The sequence below is a fragment of the Tardiphaga sp. 20_F10_N6_6 genome, from assembly GCF_052076045.1.
Taxonomy (GTDB): Bacteria; Pseudomonadota; Alphaproteobacteria; order Rhizobiales; family Xanthobacteraceae; genus Tardiphaga; species Tardiphaga robiniae.
Window position 1 is genome coordinate 5710767 of record NZ_CP197239.1, and the last position, 21474, is coordinate 5732240.

The following is a 21474-nucleotide window of genomic DNA, read 5'->3' on the forward strand; positions in this document are numbered from 1 at the left end:
AGGCCGTGGCAGTGCGTTCTGCCACGGCCTCTGCATTGAGGCATCGACATGCTCTGGATACAGGTGCTGGTCAACGGACTGGCTTTAGGTGGGCTCTATGCCTGCATCGCCGCCGGCTTTTCGCTGGTCTGGGGCGTACTCAACATCATCAACATCCTGCATGGGTCGCTGATCGTGCTCGGCGGATATCTGGCTTTCTTCGCCCATCAATCGTTCGGCATCAGCCCGTTCCTGTTCGCGCCGCTGGCGGGAGCGATCATTTTCGTGCTCGGCTATGTCATCCAGCGCATCGCGATCAATCCGGTGATGGGACGACCGGTGCTGATGACGCTGGTGCTGACCTTCGGACTCAACCTGTTTCTCGACAATGCCATGCTGGCCGGGTTCAAGGCCGATTACCGCAAGATCAATCTCAATCCGCCGCTTGGTGTTTTCGAGTTCGGCGACATCATCCTCCCCATCGACCGCGTCTATGCCACAGCGGTCGGGCTGGTGCTCGTCGTCGCCTTGGGACTGCTGCTGCGTTTCACCCAGCTCGGCCGCGCCATCGTGGCGGTGCGCATGGATCGTGATGCCGCGTCGCTGATGGGCATCGACGTCAAGCGTACCTATGCAATCGCGTTCGCGCTCGGAACCTTCATGGCGGGATCGGCCGGCGCGCTGCTCGCTGCCATCTTTCCGATCTCGCCGGTGTCCTCCGGCGGATATCTCGGCAAGGCGTTCGTGATCTGCGTGCTCGGCGGTCTTGGCAGCATCCCCGGCGTCGTTGCGGGCGGCTTTGCGCTGGGCGTGATCGAGAGTTTTGGCGCGCTGTTCATCGGGCCTGAGAATGCGCTGACGATCTCCTTCCTCCTTTTGCTGGTGTTGCTGGTGGTCAGGCCCACCGGGCTGCTGGGCCGCAAGGGGTTCAACTGATGCGCTGGAGGATATTCTTGGTCGCCGCCGGGCTGGTGCTGTTCATTGGGTTGTTGGCATTTGGCGACAACTATGTGCTGCGCCTCGCCACTACGGTCGCGATGTATGTGACGCTGGCCGTCGCCTGGAACATCGTCGGTGGTTTCTCCGGCTATCCGTCATTCGCGACAGCAGCCTTCTTCGGGCTTGGCGCCTATGCGGGCGGCCTTGCATCGTCGGCGGGTGTGCCGGCAGTTGCCGCCTGGATCGGTGCCGGTGTGTTCACGGCCGTCTTCGCGACCGCGCTCGGGTTCGCGATCCTGCATCTGCGCGGGCACTATTTCGCGATCGGCAGCCTCGTCGTTGCTGACGTGCTTCGCGAGGTAACCAATTCCTGGACGTCGCTGACCGGTGGCGGCATGGGCCTGAACGTGCCGTTGCTCGGCGGTAGTTCGAACAGCCAGGCGCAGTTGTTTCTCGTGGCGATGAGCGTCGTCGCGGTGGCAGCGGTTGTTGCATCGATCTGGATTGATCGGGCACGGCTGGGTGTCGCACTTCGCTGTATCGACCAGAACGAGGACGCCGCGCAGGTCATCGGCATCGATACCCGGCGCGCCAAGGTCATCGGTTTTACTTTGTCCAGCCTGTTCATCGGCATCGCCGGCGCGATCTATGCGTCATGGGTCAGCTATATCGATCCATCCGACGTCTATGATGTCTCACTCTCGGTCAAGCCGATCATCATGGCCCTGCTCGGTGGTGTCGGTACCATCGCCGGACCGGTGATCGGGGCCTTCGTCTTCCTCGGACTGGAGGAACTGATCTGGCGCAACAGTCTCGAATTCCACGCAGGCTTCCTCGGCCTGTTGGTGGTGGCGCTGGTCCTGTTCCTACCAAGCGGCCTTGGAGCGCTGCGCGGCCGTGGGATGCTGTCATCCATTGCCGCGATCATGCGGAGAAAGCCGCGATGAGCACACTTCTCACGATGGACCATCTCTCGCGCCGCTTCGGAGGCTTGCTGGCGCTTGACGATGTATCGGTGGCACTGAAGGAAGGCGAGATCATCGGCCTCATCGGTCCGAACGGCGCGGGCAAGACGACCTTCGTCAACGTCGTTACAGGCGTTCTGAAGCCGACATCGGGGACAATCGATTTCGCCGGACGGCAGATAGGTGGATTGCGACCGGACCTTGTGGCCCGCGCGGGCATCGCGCGCACTTTCCAGATCGTGCAGCCGTTTCCGCGTATGACTGTGCGCGAGAACGTCGCTGCTGCCGCGCTGTTTGCCGGGGGTGTTCCGACGCGCGAGGAGGCCAGCCGCGATGCCGACCTGCATCTGGCTTTCTGTGGGCTGACGCGTGAGGCCGATACGCTGGCGTCAGCATTGACGCTTGCCGGCCGCAAGCGGCTGGAACTGGCGAAGAGTCTTGCATCGAAACCGAAGCTGCTGCTGCTCGACGAGGTCAATGCCGGCCTAAATGCGGCGGAAATCGACAATGCCTTGCGCCTGATCGCCGATATCGCCGCCAAGGGCATTACCGTTCTGCTGATCGAGCATCTGATGAAGGTGGTGTCACGGTCCTGCAGCCGGCTGCTGGTGCTGCATCAGGGCCGGTTGGTGGCCGATGGCCCGACGGCCGAGGTCATGCAGGACGAAGGGGTGATCGAGGCCTATCTCGGTAAGCGCTTTGCCAGGCTGCAGAAGGAGATCACACCATGAGCGCGACCTTGCTCGAGGTCCGTCATCTCGCGGTTGGCTACGGCGACGTGCAGATGGTCTGGAACGTCGATCTCGCTATTCCGCAGGGCGATGTCGTCGCTCTCATCGGGTCGAACGGCGCCGGCAAGAGCACGATCCTGCGCGCTTTGTCCGGATTGCTGCAACCCACCGGCGGCACGATCGTGTTCGACGGTGAGGAGGTGAGGGCAGCGTCGCCGCTGGATTTCGTCCGCCGTGGCCTGATACATGTGCCGGAGGGACGGCGCCTGTTCGCCGGCCTGTCGGTGCTAGATAATCTGATGCTCGGCGCCTATGGCCGCAGCAATCGCGGGGCGATATCCGCCGACATCGAGCGCGTCTTCGACCTATTTCCCCGTCTGCGTGAGCGGCGCAGGCAGGATGCCGTTACGCTATCAGGCGGCGAACAGCAGATGTGTGCGATCGGCCGCGGGTTGATGGCGGCGCCGCGCTTGCTGCTGATCGACGAATTGTCACTCGGACTGGCGCCAAAAGTAGTCGATGAATTGATCGAGGCGCTGCGCAAGGTGAATGCGGCGGGGACGAGCCTGCTGGTCGTGGAACAGGATGTGGCAACCGCGCTCGAATTCGCCGATCATGCCTATGTCATTGATCAGGGCCGCAGTGTTGCGGCCGGCACTGCGGCAGAGATATTGCGTGATCCGTCGGTTCGCGCCGCTTATCTTGGAATCTAGGTTTTACTTTCAGAAGGACACGGCATGGCCGAGCAACATCCCCGGGTCGATTACTATTTCAGCTTTATCTCGCTGTGGTCCTACATCGGCAGCCTGGTGTTCCAGGACATCGTGAGACGCCACCACGTCGACGTTGTCTACAAGCCTATCGATCTGCTGACGGTGTTTGCGGCGGGCGGCGGCAAGCCGGTTCGTGAGCGGCCGCTCCAGCGCCAGGCCTATCGGCTCGTCGAAATGGAGCGCTGGAAGGCGATCCGCAACATTCCGCTCGTCACATGGCCGAAGTTTTATCCTGCCGACCCGTCGCTCGGACATCGCATGCTGCTGGTCGCAATTGCCGAGGGTCGCGACGTAGCAGCCTTCGTTCATGTCGGGCTCAAGGCGGTGTGGGCCGATGAACTGGACGTTACTGATGCCGAGACGCTGGTGCGTCTGGCCGATCAGAGCGGTCTCGACGGGCGACGGCTGCTGTCCGGCGCCAACGACCTTGCCGTGCAAGAGCGCGAGGTGAACCTGACGCGCGAGGCTGTCGACAGGAAGCTGTTCGGTGCGCCCTTCTACTTCTATCGCGACGAACCCTTCTGGGGGCAGGATCGTCTCGATCATCTCGAACAGGCGATCACGTCGCAAAGGCCGCCGATCGCGACGCCGGATGTCCGAGCAGCAGATTGATCCTGCCTGAGCGAACTCCTGAGGATTTACTCGTCACTTGACGGCATCATGCGGGAAGGTGCGAAGACCGCTCGATTGGGAGGCGTATCCCGAACTCGAACTCATCCGGGACACACCGATGCGAGGATCGGCAAGGCCCACGACACTTCCGGCAAGCAAGTCCGGCCTGGGCGGCGAGGCAGATATCATGGCCGGTGCATGCCTGCGGCGGAGAAGCACGCTATCCGGCATGCAGCCGTGATCGTGGCGAAGCGCACGGGTAAGATCAGACAACTGAAACTACATCTGAGTGAGGTATGCTGCAGCCTGCCGCGTGCCTAGTATAACTTGCTTTGCCGCGTCGCCCTCCAGCACGTCTGTTGTTTTATTCTCCGGCGGCTTGTTTCGAGCCCCGACATCAATACCATATCGGTCAAGCTGTTGAAGATATGGAAAATTGCGTGACAGATAGTTCAGCAAACGTAATCGACCTCAGCGCCTATCGGGCGCGCAAGACTGCAGTTCGCGAGTCGAGCGCTCCGTCAGAGCAAGTCAATTTCTATCAGGGAGCGGTCTACTGGTTCTGGCCGATGATGGTCTGGATGCCAGTCCCGATGGCCGCAACCGCTTCGACAAATCGGGACGCTTTGTGAGCGACGGTAGATTGAGCCCTGTCGCTGACGACCAGCTTCACCATCTAGCTGCGCCCGACATGCCAACGGATCTTCCGGCGATTGTCGGTCGCAATGTGCGGCGCCTGCGAACCCGTCGTGGAGATTCGCTGGAACGGCTTGCCAAGCAGTCGGGCGTAAGCCGCGCGATGCTCGGCCAGATAGAGACCGGCAAGAGCGTGCCGACGATCGGGCTGTTGTGGAAGGTCGCGAATGCGTTGAACGTTCCGTTCGCAAACCTGCTGCATTCCGAGGCGCCGCGTGGATCGGTGGTGTTGCGGCGTTCTGAGGCGAAGCTGCTCACGTCGAGCCAGGGGCAGTTCAGTTCGCGTGCTTTGTTTCCGTTTGAGGGAAATCACGACGTCGAATTTTACGAGCTCAAGATCGCAGCTCTGCATCGCGAGTCGGCAGAGGCGCATGCGCCTGGGACGCGTGAGAATCTGGTGGTCGTGAAGGGCGTGATTGAACTTACCGTGGGATCGGAGAAGCCGCAGACCTTGGCCGAAGGCGACGCCGTCCTGTTCGAAGCGGACGTGCCGCATGTCTACCGAAATCTCGTCGCGAGCGAGGCCGTGCTCTATCTCGTCATGACCTATGCGGACATCGCGTCGTAGCAATCGGGCCGCCAGAAACGAAAATGGCGAGCTGACAAAGCCAGCCCGCCATGTCTGTCAGCGAAGAGAGGCCGATCAGGCCGCTGTCTTCATCGGCATGCACATCATCATCATGCCGCCGCAATTCATCATCATCGGCATGCCCATCTGCATCATGCTCATCATGTTCTCACAGCACTTCATGAACATGTCCTTCATGGCGGGATCCATCGGCATCATTTCGCAGGTCATGCCGTTGGCGGTCATGGTGCACTTCATCTGGCAGCCCATCATCGGCATGCCACCCATCATCATCGGGTTCATCATGCCGCCGGCCATCATCGGGTTGATCATGTTACCCGACATCATCGGATTCATCATGCCGCCCATCATCATGGGCATCGGCATCATCTGCATTGCTGCGTTCATTGTCAGTCTCCAATTCATTCAGCAGAAACGATCTGTCCTGCCTGCTGTTGGAAAACTAAACGTGCTGACATAAGGTTCAATTGGAGAATGTCCTGCCGTCGCGCTTTTATCCAAGAAGACGGCTGGACGGCTATCCCAATGGCGAATGTGTCCGTGATATTGGATATTCGATTGCTATAGCAGACGTCGGTATACGTGTAGTCGCGTCCTTCAGCGCGATACGACGACTGGATCGCCCCGTTGATTCGAGCTGCAAATCGGGACGACGCGGCGGCGTCTGTGCGTGCAGGATTGATGCCTGTACCGGCGCGACTGAGCGCGATGCGATGTGTTTCGATGAGCAGTCGGAATGCTGCGCCAATCGCCAGATTACGGCATGTCTCTTTTCGAAACTTGGCTGACGCGATCAAGACTTACTCTTTTTCGCTGGCGCCTTTGCATCGCAGGCGAAGTCGCTACAACTGGCGCCAGTTGATGATGGATGAGGCATCATTGCCCGGCATCATGCGAGCGGAGCTGCATCTATGTCCCGACTTCCGTTGCTCACCATCGAGAACGCCCCGGATGCTGCGAAGGCTGGCTTGCAGACCGCGCAGATTAATAGCGGCTTTCTTCCCAACCTTGTGCGGTTGCTCGCCAATGCGCCGGCCGCGCTGGAAACCTATCAAACGGTATCTGCCATCAATGTGCGGAGCGGTTTGAGCCTGGCAGAGCGCGAGGTTGTGCAGATCACGGCGGCGACAACGCATGGATGCGGCTTCTGCGTCGCCGGACATACGGCGGTCGCCTACAAGAAAGCCGGGCTCTCGGAGGCGGTGGTCGAAGCGCTGCGCGACAGCCGAAAGGTTCCGGATGATCGACTGAATGCCATTGCCGATTTCACACGCGCCGTCATTCGGAGCCGCGGTGCGGTTTCCGACGCCGAGGTAACGGCGTTTCGCTTCGCCGGCCTCACCGATGCCAATGCTCTGGAGGTCGTGCTTGGCGTCAGCCTCGCGACACTGTGCAATTTCGCCAATAATCTCGGACAACCACCGCTTAACGACGAGTTGCGTCCCTACGCTTGGACGAACGCGTCGGCGGCCGCGGCCGAATAGTCTGCCGGGCCAGTGTCGATGGCGCAACTTCCAACCGAATTGAAAAGCTGGATCGCGTCCAACGCTGATGATCTCGATGAGCGAGCGGACGGCGCGGCGAGCATTCTGCCACGGCTCGCAGACGCGGATGTGCTGCGCATCGGCGTGCCGCGCGCGCAAGGCGGTCTGGGTGGTCACATCAACGATGCCGTCGGAGTGATAGCCGCTGTATCCAGCCATTCTCTGGCAGCGGGTTTCGTGTTCTGGGGGCATCGAACATTCATCGAATATCTGCTCCAGAGTCCCAATGAAAGGCTGCGGGACCGACTGCTGCCGGACCTGCTGTCGGGGCGCCGCGCGGGCGCGACCGGGCTCTCGAATGCGATGAAGTTTCTGTCGGGCGTCGAGGCGCTTCAGATCAAGGCCGCGGCACAGGACGGCGTGCGCACCGTTACCGGCAAGCTGCCATGGGTGACCAATCTGCGTGCGGCGGGCTTCGACGTCGCGGCAGCAGTGCAGGGCGAAGGCGGATCGACGCCGTTCGTCGCCAGCCTGTCGTCGGACAACGCGGGGGTGAGGCGCTCGCCCGATCTGGCATTGATGGGAATGCGCGCCACCAGCACGGCCGCTGTCGACCTCGACGGCGTTCGCGTGAGCGAAGATGACATCATCCATCCCGATGCCGGCGTGTGGCTGCCGCAGGTCCGTCCGGCATTTCTCGGTCTGCAATGCGCCATGTCGATCGGTCTTGCGAGGCGTTCGCTGGCGGAGACTGAGCTTAGGCTCAACAGGAATCGCGACGTACTTGCAGCCGAGGTCGACGCGTTGTCGCGTGACCTCGATATCGCGGAAGGGCAACTGGCGGCAGGATTGCTCGATGCGCGTTTCATCGCGGCGCCAGCCCCGCTTTTCCGGCTTCGGCTGCAACTCGCTGCCATTGTCTCAGGGGCCGTGCAGCTCGAGCTCGCGGCGTCTGGCGGCCAGGCCTATCTGTCGGAGCCCGGCCGGTCGTTCCAGCGTCGGCTGCGCGAGGCGGCCTTTGTGCCGATCATCACGCCAAGCCTGGTGCAGCTCAAGACGGTGCTGCGCGAACACGAGCGGCGTCAAGCGATCGTCGAGAACGCATGACGCAGGCCCTGCTGCAAGCTGCCGATATCGCGCTCCGCTATTCGCCGGCGGGCGAACACGTGCTGCAAGACTTCAGCCTGTCGCTTCGTGCCGGTGAAACCGTCAGCATTCTGGGGCCGAGTGGGGTGGGGAAATCCAGTCTGCTCCGCGTGCTCGCGGGTCTGATGCAGCCGACCGGTGGGACGGTACAGGTGCGCGGGAGCCCGCTAAACGGCGCGCATCCACGCGTCGCGATGGCGTTTCAGGATCCGAGCCTGCTGCCGTGGCTGTCGCTGGAGCGCAACGTCGCCTTTGGTCTCGATTTTAAGCATCAGCCGCAGCTGTCGGCGCCCGAGCGTCGCGCGCGTGTGGATGCCGCCATCGACGAGGTCGGTCTCGGCCATGCCCGCCGCCTCTATCCGGATCAACTGTCCGGCGGCATGGCGCAACGCACAGCGCTCGCCCGCTGCCTTGCGCGCACGCCGGAAATCCTGCTGCTCGACGAACCATTCGGCGCGCTCGACGAGGTTACGCGGGAAGAGATGCAGCATCTGCTGCTTAAAGTCGTTCGCGATCACCAGACGGCGGCCGTCCTCATCACACATGACATCGACGAAGCGCTGTTGCTGTCCGACCGGATCATCCTGCTCGGCGGCGCGCCCGCGCGCCAGGTCGGCGACTGGGTGATCGAGCTACCGAAGCCGCGCGACGAGTATGTCGCAGAACTCGGCGCCATCCGGATCGACATTCTTAAGGCCTTGAAAGGCGCATCGCGCCGCAACTGAATGAGGTAACCGCATGTCCATGGATCAGTTCTCGCGCCGCGAACTCATCAAACTGTCGGCACTGTTCACCGCGGCGGGGGCGCTTCCGTTGCTGCGTGCCTATGAGGCGAGGGCGCAGGAAGCGGATGCGCCGGTACGCATCGGCTATCTCCCGATCACCGATGCCACGCCGTTGCTTGTGGCTCACGGCAAGGGCTATTTCGAAGCCGAAGGCCTCAAGGCCGAGAAGCCGGTGATGTTGCGCAGCTGGGCCCAAGTGCTGGAGGCATTCATCTCCGGTCAGGTCAACGTTGTTCACCTGCTGTCGCCGATGACGGTGTGGGCACGTTTCGGCAGCCAGGCGCCGGCCAAGGTCGTGGCCTGGAATCATACCGGCGGATCCGGCCTCAGCGTCGGGCCGCAGATCAATAGCGTCAAGGAACTCGGCGGCAAGACCGTCGCCATTCCATTCTGGTATTCGATCCACAACGTGGTTCTGCAGGCGCTGCTACGGGAGAACGGTCTGATCCCGGTGAGCAAGCGCACCGGAGCGCCACAAGCCAACGAGGTCAACCTCGTCATCATGGCGCCGGCCGACATGGTCCCGGCGCTCGCGTCCAATCAGATTGCTGGCTTTATCGTCGCCGAGCCGTTCAATGCCACGGCCGAGACGCTGGGGGTCGGCAAGATCCTGCGGTTCACCGGCGACGTCTGGAAGGATCACGCTTGCTGCGTTGTCTTCATGCATGAGCGCGATCTGCAGCAGCGGCCGGAATGGTCGCAGAAGGTCGTCAACGCCATGGTCAAGGCGCAACTCTGGACCCGCGAGAACCGCGCCGAGACCGCCGCGCTGCTGTCCAAGGAGGGGGCCCAAAAGTACACGCCGCATACGACGGCGGTGCTGGAGAAGGTTCTCTCGCCGCCCGAGGCCGACAATGCCGCCTATCTCAAATCCGGCGCGATCCGGAACGCGGTGTGGCGTGAGCGGCGTATCGATTTCCAGCCCTATCCGTATCCGAGCTATACCGAGGAGCTGGTGCGTCGGTTGAAGGACACGCTGATCGAAGGCGACCGCGCGTTCCTCGACAGGCTCGATCCCGCAACCGCGGCACGGGAGCTTGTGGATGACCGCTTCGTCAAGGCTGCGGTGACCGCAGCAGGCGGCATGGCCGCATTTGGGCTACCGGAATCGTTCACGCGAACGGAAGTAGTGGTCGCGTGACGAGCAGCCTGGAGGCCGGCATCGCGCCGGCCGGACTCGATGCGCAAAGCAGTGACGGGAGCAGGCGACGCTGGTCCATCCGCGCTGCGCGTTCGCGTTGGACTGTGCGGCTATCGACGGTGGTGCTGGGCACCAGCGGGTTGATTGTCCTGATTGTCCTTTGGTGGATCGGGACGGAGCTGCTGCCCCCGAAAGGGAGTTTCGTGCGTCATTTCGCGCCGGGCACAGCGTTCGCCAGTCTGCTGACGCTGCTCACGCAATCTGACCTGTCGATCCATCTGCTCGTGAGCTTGCGCCGTGTCCTGGTCGGCCTCGGCCTCGCGCTGTTGATCGGTGTGCCGATCGGCCTCGCAGTTGGTCGCTCGCAACGTCTCGATGCGACGACATCACCGGCGTTTCAGTTTCTGCGCATGATCTCGCCGCTGTCCTGGATGCCGATCGCCGTCATGGTGTTCGGCATCGGTGATCGCCCCATCTATTTCCTGCTCGCATTCGCCGCCGTCTGGCCGATCCTGCTGAACACCGCGGAAGGCGTGCGACGGCTCGAACCGAGTTGGCTCCGCCTTGCCAGCAGCCTGTCGGCGACGCGCTGGGAGACGCTGCGTCATGTCATCATCCCGGGCGTGCTGGGCCATATCCTGGCCGGGCTGCGGCTGGCGATCGGCGTCGTGTGGATCGTGCTCGTGCCCTGCGAGATGCTCGGGGTGTCGGCGGGAGTGGGCTATTTCATCCTCGATACCCGCGATCGGCTCGCTTACTCCGAGTTGATGGCCATGGTGCTCATGATCGGATTGCTTGGCTTTCTTCTCGACGCGGCAGCGCGCGTGCTGATCCGGCTCGCCGCGCCCGGCCGCATGCGCGTGCCGGCATGACAGTATCACACGAGATCGAAGGGTCGAACGGTTCGATCCACCATTTTTGGAAGCAAACCGCGCAGCCATCGAGGAGTTTATAAATGTCGCAGAATCCAAAAACCATTTTGCGGGTCGTCGAAACGCCCTTGTACGACAGCCACCCAGACGGATTGTTCTTCTTTCATACCGACGCACCGACCCTTAGCTCCGATCCTTGCGGGCGGCGCATATGACTGATGTTGATGTAACGAAACCGCCGATCGGTCGCCGTCTCGATGCCATCGATCGCAGGATCCTCACCTTGATCCAGGAGAATTCGTCACTGTCGGTTGCCGACATTGGAGATATCGTGGGGCTGTCTGCGACGCCCTGCTGGAAGCGCATCAAGCGGCTGGAGGGCGATGGAGTCATCGTCGGCAAGGTTGCGCTGGTCGATCCATCCTCGGTCGGTCTGGATATGACAATATTTCTCGACGTCCAGAGCGACGATCATTCGGAGGCTTGGCTCAGAAAATTCTCGTCGGTCGTCAAGGATATGCCGGAAGTGGTCGCTTGCTATCGCATGGCGGGAGACGTGGACTACTGCCTTCGCATCGTCGTCAGCGATGCATCCGAATTCGAGGAATTCCATCGTCAGCTTAACGCACTGGTGCGGATCAAGTCGACGCGGCCGCATTATGTGGTCAAGACGTTGAAGTCGTCGACTTCGCTGCCGATCGCGCCCGAGCCGGCTCAACGCTGACACGTCATTAGTGTCCGAAATGTTGATGGTGCGCGCAACTCAGAGGAGACGCTGTGGGCTGCCCATGTGGTCAGCAAGGTAAGGGCCGGCGCTGCCACGGTGCTATCACCAACCTGGTGTTCATCCTGCCAAAGACGGATGACAACGATGCTGCGCGTCAAAATGAGGCCGCTATTGCGCCCACGAGATCATATGCGCGCCGCATGCCGTAAATTGTCACAAACAGGAATGCAGGGATGAGTCCCGGCAACAAAGCCGTCCAGCCCGAGAATGACTGCCGCAAAATCGGCGGGTGGTCGCTCATCCCAATTGCTCCTCTGGATCACCTGCAGTAGCGCCGGATCGCGAATGTTGTCTGCCAGCCAAACACGCAAGATCCCGGGGTACGCGACGTCGGAACTAGAACGGGCGCACCGAAACCGCGCCGAATACGATGGCGGCGATCAACGCCAGAGAGCTGTAGACGGCGACGGTGTGAAACCTTACCGCGGCGCGGTTCGACGACGAACGGGCACGAAGATGCAAGCGGGCTTCGGCTGATAGATCTCGCACGGTCTTTCTCCAATCGGTCATCTGCCTATTTCAAGGCAGGTTGCTTCCGCGTTCAAGCGGGCGGAGAAAATAGCGATACGCGCTCTGTCTGTGGTGCAGTCAGCGGTTCAGAATTCTCCGCGCTGCCGGTTTCGGACAGTTTTATTCGCCTTCCTTGCGCTGGCTTAGAGGCGACGTCTCGGCACAGGGACCGCGCAGCTCGGTACGGCGGCCAACTCGCGCCCCGCAGGGTATAGTCGAATTCTGCGATGGCGGCCTTGCGCGACAAGAGCGGCTCGCCAACTAATTCGGCGCCAACGCGTGTTCGCTCTGGTGTTCAGACAGCGCAGTAGACTGTTGATCCGGACGGAGAAGCAGAAGCAAGTGCCGCTTCAGACGCGCGAATTCAATCTCGGTGACAATATCAGCCGGCCGTGGACGCGCGAATGGCACTCGCAGATCCTCGACGATCCGCCCAGGGCGCCGGCTCATCACGATCACACGGTCGGCGAGAAACAGCGCCTCCTCGATATCATGCGTGACGAAGATCAGCGTGGTGGGGCGTTCGGTCCAGATGTCGAGCAGCAACTCATGCATCATCGATCGGGTTTGGGCATCGAGCGCGCTAAACGGCTCGTCCATCAAAAGTACGCGCGGCTGGTTGATGAGTACGCGCGCGATCTCGACACGCTGCTGCATGCCGCCTGACAACTGTGACGGATAAAACTCCTCGAAGCCGGATAGCCCGACCAGCGCGAGCAATTCGTCCGCGAGCTGTCGCCGCGCAACCTTGCCGATGCCGCGCATCTTCGGCCCGAAGCAGACATTTTCACGCACCTTTTTCCAAGGGAACAGGGTGTGCTGCTGGAACACGATGCCGCGATCCGGGCTCGGGCCGGTAATCGCCTGTCCGTCCACGGTAAGGCTACCGCTGGTATTTGCTACGTGTCCCGCCAGCGCGCCGAGCAGGGTGGACTTGCCGCAGCCCGACGGCCCCAGGATGCAGACGAACTCGCCGGGCGCGACAGAGATGTCGAGACCGGCGACCGCCTCGAAGGCATCGTCGCCATGACCAAGCGATATCGATGCGTCCTCGATCGCAATTCGTCCGAGGCCGACGCCGTGGCCGTTAACCCGCGGTGCCTTCATCGCGCCACCATCGGGCTTCGCCAGGGCATCAGGACATGTCCGAGCGTCGTCAGCAGCCAGCTGCTGCCCATGCCGAACAAGCCGATCACCAGCATGCCGACGATGATGTCAGCGTAGTTCTGCAAGGTGTAGGATTCCCACGTGTAATAGCCGATGCCGAACTGGCCGGAGATCATCTCCGCCGTCACCAGGCAGAACCACGATGTTCCCATGCCGATCGCGAGGCCGGTGACGATGCTTGGCGCCGCGCCCGGGAGTACGATCTCCCACAGGATGGCGGCGCGGCTGCCACCGAGGCTTCGCGCCGAAGCGACCAGGCGGCGATCCACATTGGCAACGCCGTGAATGGTATTGAGCACGATGGGAAACAGCGCGCCGATGAAAGTGATGAAGATCATCGACAGTTCCGAGGATGGAAACATCAGGATCGACAGCGGGATCCAGGCGACCGCCGGAATCGGGCGCAGCAGTTCCAGCGGCGGCAGCAGCACGTCGCTCGCTGCACGGGACCGGCCGATGGCAAAGCCAAGCAGAATTCCCAAGAGTGCCGCGACCCCGTAGCCGGCAAAAACGCGTCCGAGGCTGCTGCCGAGATGCGCCAGCAGCTTGGGTGACTGCAGCAGCACAATCAGCGACTGCAGCACTTCGGTCGGCGGCGGCACGTTACGGAAGGTGACGATCCCGAGATTGAGGCGCAGGGTGGACGCCACCTGCCAGAACGCAATGCAGGCCAGGATCGATCCCACCTGCACCAGCAGGCGGCCCATATGCATACCGCCTGATCCCGTCGCCGTCGCCATCAGCGGCTCACCACCACGGCTTCACGCGCGCCGGCGAAATCGACCACCTGGCCGCCCTTGGCCGCGGCCCATTTTTCGGCGGTGCCGCGCGACAGGAAGGCGCCGAGTTCGCCATTGGCCGCGCGCACGAACCAGGCCTGCTGCGCGAACAGCTTGATGCCGCTTTCGCGATCCTGCGCGTAGACGACCCGCGCGCTCTTGCCGTCCTTTTCCAGTGCCGCCAGAGCCTTCAGGGCGTTCTCGGGCGATGTATAGTGCCGCACCAACGGCTCGTCCTTGACCCAGATCTGCGCGACCCGGCTGACATCGGTGATCTCGGCACCGGTCAGGGCGTCCTTCGCCTTCAGCGCGAGCTGAGCGTAATCCTTGAGCTCCGCATCATAGTCGCGCCCGGCCTTGACGAAGGCCGCGCGGATATATTTGTCGGTGACGAACTTGTCGATATCGAGATCGCCATCGGCGCGCTTGAGCAGCTTCAGCGTATCGATGGAGGTCTGCACCGCCTGGCGATATTCAGGCTTCCAGGTCAGGCCGCGCGTCTGCAGCCCGAGCGGGCCGTGGAACAGATAGTTCACCTCGGCCTCGATGCCGGTTACCTTGGCGATCAGTTCGCTGTATTTCTCCGGCTCGGCGGCGAACAGGCGGTCCGCCTCGATGCTCGCGCTCAGATAGGCCTGCACGATCTCCGGATATTTGTCCGCATATTCGCTATCGACCAGCGCGCCATGGAAGGTCGGCGCATCCGCCTGCGAGCCATCGAAGATCTTGCGGGCAAAGCCGCGCCACGGGAATAATTCGGCGAACGGAACGAAGTCGGCATGGGCCTCGATCTTATTTGTCTGCAGCGCGGGGCCGGCGACTTCCGGCGCCTGGGTGATGATGTTGACGTCGGTCTCGGGATTCCAGCCCTGCGCCTTGATCGCCCGTAGCAGCATGCCGTGCGACGTCGACGCAAATGGCACCGAGATGGTCTTGCCCTTCAGGTCGGCGATCGATTGCGCGGGCGAACTCGTCGGAACGACAATGCCATTGCCGCTCCCTTTGGTACTGCCGGATAGCGTGATGATGAAGAGGCTGCGGCGGCCGGCTTTCTGGAACGCGACGCCGTTAAGCGAACCCGGGAAATCCGCCATCGCGCCGAAATCGAGCTTGCCGGCCACCATCTCGTTGGTGAGCGGAGCCCCGCTGGTGAAGTTCTTCCACTGGATGTCGTAGGTGACGTCCTTGTACTTGCCGTCCCGGGGCAGATATTTCTCGAGCAGCTTGAGTTCGCGGACGATCAGCCCGCCGGTGGCGCAATTGATCGTCGTATCCTGCGTGCCGAGTGCGACGCGGATGGTCTCGGCGCTCGAGGTTCCTGCCCACGTCATCGCAAAGGCCGCAATAATCCCCAATCCAAATCGTTTCATGGCATGTCCCCTGGTTATCCGAGTGATCGGATACGCTCCGCCCGGATGTTGAACCGGCGCACGATGCCGCTGAAGCAATTAGTTGCGATGCGCGCCGGCGTCGCAGGCGAGCGAACATGACGCGGCGTTGCGCCTGCGAGGGGCGCCGAAAATTATCTTGCAGGAGTTCGATGCATTACAGATGAATTCCCTCGTGCTTCGTCGATCCGCGCATCAGGCGTTTCAAGTCGATCTGGAGATGCTCAAAAGAGTGGACTTCCTCTGCGCCGCACCATTAGCCTCGCTTCAAGACCTTCAGCACAAGTGAAAATGCGATGGCCAGCCTGAAAACGCTTTCGGACTCTCGTGAGGCGTATCTTCCCGCAACCGCCGTGACCTTGCGTGGCGGGCACGCATGCCGGACATCACCGTCATCCACGGGCGTTGCATCCGGTCGCTCGATCGTAACCGCGCCGGCTATGCGGCAGAGCGATCTTTCGGCGCTGTTCATGAGCGAGACGATCGACGACCTGAACGATGGCGCCCATTTTCTCGACCGCCTCACAGTGGAGGAGCGCGCGCAGATCCGCGAGAGCGGACGCCAATTCACGATGCGGCAAGGCGAGGCGATCTTCAGCCAGGGCGCGCATCATCAGGGAATTTTTATCATCGAGCGCGGCCAGGTCCGGGTGTTCTACACCGCGCCGACCGGACGCGAGATCACCCTGGCTTATTGGACGCCCGGCCACTTCATCGGTGGTCCGGCGATTTCCGGCGGCGGCACCCATATGTGGTCCGGCGTCGCCATCGAGGATTGCGATATCACGCATCTCTCCAGCGCGACACTGCAGGCGCTGCTGCTGCGCATGCCCACTTTCGCGCTGGCGCTAATCGACGGGCTGGTTGCCAAGGGAAAATGCTATTCGTCGATGGCGCAGATGCTGGGCACGCGGTCGGTGATCGAGCGCCTCGCGCAATACATTCTGAACCTCTCGGAGCTCTATGGCGTGGCCGACGGCGACGCGGTCGTCATCAACCGCAAGGTGACGCACGACCAGATCGCGGCGATGGTGGGCTCGACCCGGCAGTGGGTCACGATGATGCTGAAGCGGTTCCACGCCAAGCGCATCGTCTCCATCGATGGCGGCGTTATCCGCATCCACCGCCTCGACCAGCTCGAACAGATACTGCTGAAGGATTAGCGCTCAAGCAGTCGGCCGAGCGCCCAGGCGACGGTCTTGCGCACGTCCGGATCGATATCGGCGGCATGCGCAGCGAGCGGTGCCTGTGCGCTGATATCGCCGATGTCGCCCAGGGCCGCAGCTGCCTCTTTGCGCAACGAGGGTAGGGGATCATCCAGAATGCCGAGAATGGCTGGGACGGCATCCCGCGCCTTCAGCTTGCCGAGGCATTGCAGCGCCTTCTGGCGCACCTGCCAGAACGTGTCACCGAGCGCGCCTCTCACGGCTGCGGCAGCCGAAGTCTCGCCGATCCGGCCGAGCGTTTCGGCCGCGGCGGCGCGTACCTGCCAGGCGTCGTCGGCCAGCGCGCCCGAAGCCGCCTGCGCAGCAACCGCATTGCGGGCAAAGGACAGCGCGTTGACCGCAGCGAGCCGCACCTGCGCATCGGCATCGCGCGCCGCACTGATCAGCGACGGCAGGGTCTCGTTGCTCTTGAGATAGCCGATCACGCCCACCGCTTGCACGCGCACGGCGGGATCGACATCCTGCAGTGCCAAGATGGCCGGGCCAAGGGCGATCGCACTCCGCAGCTCCTTCAGTGCTCTAAATATGGCTTCGCGAACAAAGGCCGACTGGTGCGACACCAGCGGCAGCAGGGCTGCATCGGCCGCAGCATCGCGCAGTTCGGCGAGGCTCTCTGCGGCAGCCGACGCGACGTCACGGTCGGCATCCGTCACGCCGCGCACCAGCGCCTGCGCGACCGAAAGCCCATCAAACTCGCCAAGCGCGCGCGCGGCCTGCAGCCTGACCTCGGGTGCCGTGTCGCTGATGGCCGTGACCAGATGCGGCACGGCCTCGTCACTCGCCGTCTCGGCGATCTCGATCACCGTGAGGCGGCGTACCGAGGCATCAGGACTCTGCAGATTTTCTGCGATCTCGGCGACGTCAATGAAGGATTCGAATGCAGACATGTCAGCGCAGCAGATAGGGGATGTTGACGGTCACCGCCCCGGTGGGGCAATCGGTCTCGCATGGCATGCAGTACCAGCACTCGTCATACTTCATATAGGCCTTACCGGTGAGGTCGCTGATCCGCAGCACGTCCAGCGGACAGACATCGACGCAGACCGTGCAGCCCTTGTCGGCGATGCATTTGGCATCGTCCACGACGACGGGCACGGTGGTGGGTGCATAGGCAATGGGCATGGATGCTCCGTCTCAGGCGTGCTGGCGTATGCGCTGGCGATCATAGGCGTCGCGTTCGCTCTCATCGATCGGGACGAGATAGGGCTCGACGGCACGCTTCTCGGCAGTCATGCGCCCGTCCCGCTTGCTGAGGATGCTGTGGCAGAACCAGTCCTCGTCGTTCTTCTCGGGATAATCGACGCGGTTGTGATAGAGGCCCCAGCGACTTTCGGTGCGGAACAAGGAGGCGTAAGCCGCCATGTCGGCGCAGTCGAGGATCGACGACACTTCCAGCGCGCGCATCAGCTCGTGCGAGTCGCGCACCACCATCTCATTGTCGAGATCGTCGCGCACTTCCGCCAAGCGCGCTTGGCCGATCTGCATCTTGGCAGTGACCTTCGGCGGCTGCAGGTAATCGTTCACGAGGCGGCGCGCCTTGTATTCGAGCTGGTTCGGCGGAATGCCGTCGTCACGCCGCGTCGGCGCCAGCACGCGTTCCTGCTCGCGCACCACATCGTCGCGGTCATAATCGGGGAAGTCGACCTCGGCAGCGAAATCCACCGCATGTTCGCCGGCTACCGCGCCATTGGTGAAGGCGCCGAGCATGTAGTTATGCGGCACGCTTGCCATGTCGCCCGCCGAATAAAGACCCGTGACGGTGGTACGGGCGAATTCGTCGACGAATACGCCGGAGGCGCTGTGGCCCGAACACAGGCCGATTTCCGAGATATGCATCTCGATCATCTTCTCGCGATAGTTCGTGCCGCGGTTCTCGTGGAACCGGCCGCGCGACGGCCGCTCGACCTTGTGCAGCACCGCCTCGATCTGGCCGACGGTGTCGCTGTGCAGGTGGTTGAGCTTGAGGAATACCGGCCCCTTGCCCGACTGCAGTTCGTTGTAGAACTCCTGCATCATCTGGCCGGACCAGTAATCGCATTCGATGAAGCGGTTGCCCTCGCTGTTCGCCGTATAGGCGCCGAACGGGCCGGCCACATAGGCGCAGGCCGGGCCGTTGTAGTCCTTGATCAGCGGGTTGATCTGGTAGCATTCGATATTTGCGAGCCCTGCGCCGGCATGATAGGCCATCGCATAGCCGTCGCCCGAATTGGTCGCATTCTCGTAGGTGCCCCAGAGATAGCCGGACTGCGGCAGGCCGAGACGGCCGGCGGCACCGGTGCAGAGGATCACGGTCTTGGCGCGTAGCACCAGGAATTCCGCGCTGCGAGTATTGACGGCGATGACGCCGGCGATGCGGCCGTCCTTCGCCGTCAACAGCCGCGTCGCCATGTAGCGGTTCGAGATCAGCACCTTTTCGCGGCGCAGTTGACGATACAGCGCCTTCTTGACCGTCTCGCCATTCGGCATCGGCAGCACATAGGAGCCGAGATGGTGAACCTTCTTGACGTCGAAATCGCCATTCTCAGTCTTCTGGAACTTGATGCCGAAACTGTCCAATTCCTGGATGACGTCGAAGCAACGCGACGCATATTTGTAGACGGGCGCCTGATCGCAGATGCCGTCATTGGCGATGGTGATTTCCTTGGTGTACTGCTCCGGCGTCGCAAAGCCCGGCACTACGGCATTATTGAGCCCGTCCATTCCCATGGCGATAGCGCCTGACCGCTTCACGTTGGCCTTTTCGAGCAATACCACGCGCGCCTTGGGATTGCGGCGCTTGGCCTTGTAGGCAGCCATCGGACCGGCGGTGCCGCCGCCGATCACCAGCACGTCGCATTCGATTTCTGACAGGCCTTGCTTGATCTCATCCATAGCCTGTTCCTTACGCTGCGTGGCCGGCGAGTTCGCGCAGATACACCCACGGATAGATGCCGCGATCGTGCCCGTCGGAGAAGAATAGCCGCAGCGCATAGTTGCCGATCGGCTCGACACTCTGCATGCGAAACGCCGGCGGCAGTATCAGCTCCACGCCCTCGGCCTGGCGCCGGATCTCGCTCGCCGCCCGGCTGGCCTGGCGCAGGGTTACCGCATCCAGCCGACTGGTTTCGCCGTCGTCCCAGGTGACGGCGAGAACGGTGTAGTCTTCGATCAATGCGACTTCGGTCGGTTGCATGTGCAATCTCCAGCTTTGCATCGATCTGTAACCGTCGGTCGCCGACACGGCTTGCAATAAATTGCTTTCCGCGCGGTGTGCCCAAATCAGGCGGCTGGTTCCGCCAGCTTGCGCTCTTTCCTGTTCCCGGCCGCTCCGCGCAGCGACTTCTCAGCGCCATACCAGGGCAGCAGGCGGCGTACGGCGCCTTCGAACAGAAAATCGGCAACCACACCCATGATGCCGAGCACGATCAGGCCGACGAACATGTAGTCGACGCGAAACACCTGCTGCGACATCTGGATGAGATAGCCGACGCCGAATGCAGCGCCCGCGAGTTCGGAGGCGACCAGCAGCACCAGCGCGACCGACAGACTGACGCGCAGGCCGGCAATGATGAATGGTAGGGCGCCGGGAATGACGACAAAGGCGAATTTGCGCCAGCCCCGCGCTCCGAGGCTCGCCGCGGCGCGGCCGAGCAGCGGATTGGTGTCGCGCACCCCGAGATAGGTATTGACCCAGACAGGGAAGAACACACCCCAGGCGATCAGGAACACCTTGGACAGTTCGCCGATGCCAAACCAGAAGATCGCGAGCGGCACGAAGGCCAGTGCGGGAATGGCGCGAAACATCTGCACGAGAGGGTTGAGGGTTGCGTTCAGCAGCGGCAGTTGCGCCATCGCGACGCCGACTGCAATAGCGAGGACCGAGCCGACAACGAAACCGAGCAGCGAGCGCCACAGGCTGGCGCCGAGATGGCGTAGCAATTCGCCGGATGCCAGCAGCTCCCAGCCCGATAGCACGATGGCGGTTGGTGCGGGCAGCATGATGTTGTTGACGAGGCCGCTGCGGCTGATCGCCTCCCAGATCGCGAAGAAGCCGACGGTGCCGAACGCGCCTGCAACTGTGTTTCGCTTCAGCTTGAATGCCATCGCCTATTCTGCCGTGTCGAGACCGATGGCGCGGGCCACATGGTCGTAGAGTTCGTTGAAGGCCGGCGTGGTGCGCCGCCGCGGCCGTTCGAGATCGATCACGATATCCTCGACCACGCGGCCGGGATTCGGTGACATCACGATCAGCCTAGTGCCAAGCACCAGCGCTTCGGCGATATTGTGCGTGACGAACAGGATCGTCTGCGCGCTCTGCTGCTGCAGGTCGATCAGCCTTGTCTGCAGTGAAGCCCTGGTCATGGCATCCAGCGCGGCAAACGGCTCGTCCATCAGCAGCAGTGCCGGCTGCGTCGCCAGCGCGCGGGCGATCGCTACCCGCTGCTTCATGCCGCCGGACAGTTCGAACGGATATTTGTCGCCAGCCTCCGGCAGTCCGACCTGGCGGAGCAGATCGCTGGCGACGGCCTCGCGCTCCGCGGCCGGGCGCCCGGCCATGCGCAGGCCGAAACCCACATTGGCCTTCGCGGTCAACCATGGAAACAGCGAGTAGTCCTGGAACACGACGCCGCGTTCGGGGCTCGGCCCGGCGATCGCATGGTCGTTGATCAGCACCTCGCCATGCGACGGTTGCACGAAGCCGGCGAGGATATTGAGCAGCGTGGTCTTGCCGCAACCGCTCGGGCCGAGGACGCAGACGAATTCGCCGGGCTGGATGGTCAACGACACCTGGTCAAGCGCGACCGTGCGGCCGCGCCCGGAGTCATAGACATGTCCGAGCTCGTGACAGGCGATGAGCGGCCGCTGGACCGCGGATGCCGTGGAAACGTCCACTCTCACATTCATGCGACGACTCCGGTGACGCCG

At 62.4% G+C, this 21474-nt stretch carries 25 protein-coding genes; 13 read left to right on the top strand and 12 right to left on the bottom strand.

Annotated elements, in window-relative coordinates:
- The first annotated feature begins 48 nt into the window (after nt 1-48).
- From AB7813_RS27350 to AB7813_RS27375, 6 genes are all read left to right on the top strand, one after another.
- Entirely contained in the window at nt 49-915 is an 867-nt protein-coding gene (locus AB7813_RS27350; protein WP_439057503.1) for a branched-chain amino acid ABC transporter permease, read from the top strand.
- A gap of 17 nt (nt 916-932) precedes the next feature.
- Nucleotides 933-1865, top strand: coding sequence for a branched-chain amino acid ABC transporter permease (locus AB7813_RS27355; RefSeq protein ID WP_439062465.1), 933 nt, complete (start codon nt 933-935; stop codon nt 1863-1865).
- The gene (locus AB7813_RS27360; RefSeq protein ID WP_439062466.1) at nt 1862-2614 is read left to right on the top strand and encodes an ABC transporter ATP-binding protein; all 753 of its coding nucleotides are present in this window, start codon (nt 1862-1864) and stop codon (nt 2612-2614) included. Before AB7813_RS27355 ends, AB7813_RS27360 begins: the two co-directional genes overlap by 4 nt.
- Nucleotides 2611-3327 carry an ABC transporter ATP-binding protein gene (locus AB7813_RS27365; RefSeq protein WP_441228868.1) on the top strand — a complete coding sequence of 239 codons (717 nt, stop codon included), beginning with the start codon at nt 2611-2613 and terminating at the stop codon, nt 3325-3327. The genes AB7813_RS27360 and AB7813_RS27365 overlap by 4 nt, the downstream gene beginning before the upstream one ends.
- A gap of 24 nt (nt 3328-3351) precedes the next feature.
- On the top strand, nt 3352-3999 hold the full coding sequence (locus AB7813_RS27370) for a 2-hydroxychromene-2-carboxylate isomerase (protein ID WP_441228869.1): 648 nt from the start codon (nt 3352-3354) through the stop codon (nt 3997-3999).
- Between the two features lie 691 nt (nt 4000-4690).
- The gene (locus AB7813_RS27375; protein ID WP_439062469.1) at nt 4691-5263 is read left to right on the top strand and encodes a helix-turn-helix domain-containing protein; all 573 of its coding nucleotides are present in this window, start codon (nt 4691-4693) and stop codon (nt 5261-5263) included.
- Between the two features lie 75 nt (nt 5264-5338).
- Here AB7813_RS27375 and AB7813_RS27380 read toward each other — a convergent pair whose 3' ends face one another.
- On the bottom strand, nt 5339-5671 hold the full coding sequence (locus AB7813_RS27380; RefSeq protein WP_439062470.1) for a hypothetical protein: 333 nt from the start codon (nt 5669-5671) through the stop codon (nt 5339-5341).
- A gap of 14 nt (nt 5672-5685) precedes the next feature.
- Complete coding sequence (locus tag AB7813_RS27385; RefSeq protein ID WP_439062471.1) at nt 5686-6081, bottom strand: hypothetical protein; 396 nt, start codon at nt 6079-6081, stop codon at nt 5686-5688.
- 129 nt (nt 6082-6210) lie between these two features.
- Between AB7813_RS27385 and AB7813_RS27390 the strand changes: the two genes are divergently transcribed.
- The 6 genes from AB7813_RS27390 to AB7813_RS27415 all read left to right on the top strand — a co-directional run bounded on the left by AB7813_RS27390 (nt 6211) and on the right by AB7813_RS27415 (nt 11436).
- Nucleotides 6211-6768: a carboxymuconolactone decarboxylase family protein gene (locus AB7813_RS27390; RefSeq protein ID WP_439062472.1), complete on the top strand. Its 558-nt coding sequence runs from the start codon at nt 6211-6213 to the stop codon at nt 6766-6768.
- A gap of 18 nt (nt 6769-6786) precedes the next feature.
- Entirely contained in the window at nt 6787-7875 is a 1089-nt protein-coding gene (locus tag AB7813_RS27395; RefSeq protein ID WP_439062473.1) for an acyl-CoA dehydrogenase family protein, read from the top strand.
- A complete protein-coding gene (locus AB7813_RS27400) occupies nt 7872-8639 on the top strand; it encodes an ABC transporter ATP-binding protein (protein WP_439062474.1) in 768 nt (255 codons plus the stop codon). The genes AB7813_RS27395 and AB7813_RS27400 overlap by 4 nt, the downstream gene beginning before the upstream one ends.
- Before the next feature lie 13 nt (nt 8640-8652).
- Nucleotides 8653-9840, top strand: coding sequence for an ABC transporter substrate-binding protein (locus AB7813_RS27405; protein WP_441228870.1), 1188 nt, complete (start codon nt 8653-8655; stop codon nt 9838-9840).
- Nucleotides 9837-10712 (top strand): ABC transporter permease, encoded by an 876-nt coding sequence (locus AB7813_RS27410; RefSeq protein ID WP_439062476.1) that lies wholly within the window; start codon nt 9837-9839, stop codon nt 10710-10712. Before AB7813_RS27405 ends, AB7813_RS27410 begins: the two co-directional genes overlap by 4 nt.
- Before the next feature lie 211 nt (nt 10713-10923).
- Complete coding sequence (locus tag AB7813_RS27415; protein WP_439062477.1) at nt 10924-11436, top strand: Lrp/AsnC family transcriptional regulator; 513 nt, start codon at nt 10924-10926, stop codon at nt 11434-11436.
- A gap of 399 nt (nt 11437-11835) precedes the next feature.
- On the opposite strand, the gene AB7813_RS27420 is transcribed toward AB7813_RS27415, so the two are convergent.
- The 4 genes from AB7813_RS27420 to AB7813_RS27435 form a co-directional block, all read right to left on the bottom strand.
- Nucleotides 11836-11988, bottom strand: coding sequence for a hypothetical protein (locus tag AB7813_RS27420; protein WP_439062478.1), 153 nt, complete (start codon nt 11986-11988; stop codon nt 11836-11838).
- A 282-nt stretch (nt 11989-12270) separates the two neighbouring features.
- A complete protein-coding gene (locus AB7813_RS27425; RefSeq protein ID WP_439062479.1) occupies nt 12271-13116 on the bottom strand; it encodes an ABC transporter ATP-binding protein in 846 nt (281 codons plus the stop codon).
- Nucleotides 13113-13889, bottom strand: coding sequence for an ABC transporter permease (locus AB7813_RS27430; RefSeq protein WP_439062722.1), 777 nt, complete (start codon nt 13887-13889; stop codon nt 13113-13115). The genes AB7813_RS27425 and AB7813_RS27430 overlap by 4 nt, the downstream gene beginning before the upstream one ends.
- A gap of 26 nt (nt 13890-13915) precedes the next feature.
- Complete coding sequence (locus tag AB7813_RS27435; protein WP_439062480.1) at nt 13916-15325, bottom strand: ABC transporter substrate-binding protein; 1410 nt, start codon at nt 15323-15325, stop codon at nt 13916-13918.
- Nucleotides 15326-15783: 458 nt separating this feature from the next.
- On the opposite strand from AB7813_RS27435, the gene AB7813_RS27440 reads away from it, so the two are divergent.
- Complete coding sequence (locus AB7813_RS27440) at nt 15784-16506, top strand: Crp/Fnr family transcriptional regulator (RefSeq protein ID WP_439062723.1); 723 nt, start codon at nt 15784-15786, stop codon at nt 16504-16506.
- On the opposite strand, the gene AB7813_RS27445 is transcribed toward AB7813_RS27440, so the two are convergent.
- The 6 genes from AB7813_RS27445 to AB7813_RS27470 form a co-directional block, all read right to left on the bottom strand.
- On the bottom strand, nt 16503-17456 hold the full coding sequence (locus AB7813_RS27445) for a HEAT repeat domain-containing protein (RefSeq protein WP_439062481.1): 954 nt from the start codon (nt 17454-17456) through the stop codon (nt 16503-16505). The two genes, AB7813_RS27440 and AB7813_RS27445, sit on opposite strands and share 4 nt — an antisense overlap.
- Before the next feature lies 1 nt (nt 17457).
- Entirely contained in the window at nt 17458-17691 is a 234-nt protein-coding gene (locus AB7813_RS27450; protein ID WP_184517127.1) for a 4Fe-4S dicluster domain-containing protein, read from the bottom strand.
- Between the two features lie 12 nt (nt 17692-17703).
- Nucleotides 17704-19440 carry a fumarate reductase/succinate dehydrogenase flavoprotein subunit gene (locus AB7813_RS27455; RefSeq protein ID WP_439062482.1) on the bottom strand — a complete coding sequence of 579 codons (1737 nt, stop codon included), beginning with the start codon at nt 19438-19440 and terminating at the stop codon, nt 17704-17706.
- A 10-nt stretch (nt 19441-19450) separates the two neighbouring features.
- Complete coding sequence (locus AB7813_RS27460; protein WP_439062483.1) at nt 19451-19741, bottom strand: gamma-butyrobetaine hydroxylase-like domain-containing protein; 291 nt, start codon at nt 19739-19741, stop codon at nt 19451-19453.
- A gap of 86 nt (nt 19742-19827) precedes the next feature.
- On the bottom strand, nt 19828-20652 hold the full coding sequence (locus AB7813_RS27465; RefSeq protein WP_439062484.1) for an ABC transporter permease: 825 nt from the start codon (nt 20650-20652) through the stop codon (nt 19828-19830).
- 3 nt (nt 20653-20655) lie between these two features.
- The gene (locus tag AB7813_RS27470) at nt 20656-21453 is read right to left on the bottom strand and encodes an ABC transporter ATP-binding protein (RefSeq protein ID WP_439062485.1); all 798 of its coding nucleotides are present in this window, start codon (nt 21451-21453) and stop codon (nt 20656-20658) included.
- Nucleotides 21454-21474 lie beyond the last annotated feature (21 nt).

What these genes read in the sequence shown, in the direction of transcription:
- AB7813_RS27400 (WP_439062474.1), top strand. Translation starts at nt 7,872, where the DNA reads ATGACGCAGGCCCTGCTGCAAGCTGCCGATATCGCGCTCCGCTATTCG.
- AB7813_RS27445 (WP_439062481.1), bottom strand. Translation starts at nt 17,456, where the DNA reads ATGTCTGCATTCGAATCCTTCATTGACGTCGCCGAGATCGCAGAAAAT.
- AB7813_RS27365 (WP_441228868.1), top strand. Translation starts at nt 2,611, where the DNA reads ATGAGCGCGACCTTGCTCGAGGTCCGTCATCTCGCGGTTGGCTACGGC.
- AB7813_RS27370 (WP_441228869.1), top strand. Translation starts at nt 3,352, where the DNA reads ATGGCCGAGCAACATCCCCGGGTCGATTACTATTTCAGCTTTATCTCG.
- AB7813_RS27405 (WP_441228870.1), top strand. Translation starts at nt 8,653, where the DNA reads ATGTCCATGGATCAGTTCTCGCGCCGCGAACTCATCAAACTGTCGGCA.
- AB7813_RS27395 (WP_439062473.1), top strand. Translation starts at nt 6,787, where the DNA reads ATGGCGCAACTTCCAACCGAATTGAAAAGCTGGATCGCGTCCAACGCT.
- AB7813_RS27450 (WP_184517127.1), bottom strand. Translation starts at nt 17,691, where the DNA reads ATGCCCATTGCCTATGCACCCACCACCGTGCCCGTCGTCGTGGACGAT.
- AB7813_RS27440 (WP_439062723.1), top strand. Translation starts at nt 15,784, where the DNA reads ATGCGGCAGAGCGATCTTTCGGCGCTGTTCATGAGCGAGACGATCGAC.
- AB7813_RS27375 (WP_439062469.1), top strand. Translation starts at nt 4,691, where the DNA reads ATGCCAACGGATCTTCCGGCGATTGTCGGTCGCAATGTGCGGCGCCTG.
- AB7813_RS27425 (WP_439062479.1), bottom strand. Translation starts at nt 13,116, where the DNA reads ATGAAGGCACCGCGGGTTAACGGCCACGGCGTCGGCCTCGGACGAATT.
- AB7813_RS27455 (WP_439062482.1), bottom strand. Translation starts at nt 19,440, where the DNA reads ATGGATGAGATCAAGCAAGGCCTGTCAGAAATCGAATGCGACGTGCTG.
- AB7813_RS27415 (WP_439062477.1), top strand. Translation starts at nt 10,924, where the DNA reads ATGACTGATGTTGATGTAACGAAACCGCCGATCGGTCGCCGTCTCGAT.
- AB7813_RS27350 (WP_439057503.1), top strand. Translation starts at nt 49, where the DNA reads ATGCTCTGGATACAGGTGCTGGTCAACGGACTGGCTTTAGGTGGGCTC.
- AB7813_RS27470 (WP_439062485.1), bottom strand. Translation starts at nt 21,453, where the DNA reads ATGAATGTGAGAGTGGACGTTTCCACGGCATCCGCGGTCCAGCGGCCG.
- AB7813_RS27360 (WP_439062466.1), top strand. Translation starts at nt 1,862, where the DNA reads ATGAGCACACTTCTCACGATGGACCATCTCTCGCGCCGCTTCGGAGGC.
- AB7813_RS27430 (WP_439062722.1), bottom strand. Translation starts at nt 13,889, where the DNA reads ATGCATATGGGCCGCCTGCTGGTGCAGGTGGGATCGATCCTGGCCTGC.
- AB7813_RS27380 (WP_439062470.1), bottom strand. Translation starts at nt 5,671, where the DNA reads ATGAACGCAGCAATGCAGATGATGCCGATGCCCATGATGATGGGCGGC.
- AB7813_RS27435 (WP_439062480.1), bottom strand. Translation starts at nt 15,325, where the DNA reads ATGAAACGATTTGGATTGGGGATTATTGCGGCCTTTGCGATGACGTGG.
- AB7813_RS27465 (WP_439062484.1), bottom strand. Translation starts at nt 20,652, where the DNA reads ATGGCATTCAAGCTGAAGCGAAACACAGTTGCAGGCGCGTTCGGCACC.
- AB7813_RS27460 (WP_439062483.1), bottom strand. Translation starts at nt 19,741, where the DNA reads ATGCAACCGACCGAAGTCGCATTGATCGAAGACTACACCGTTCTCGCC.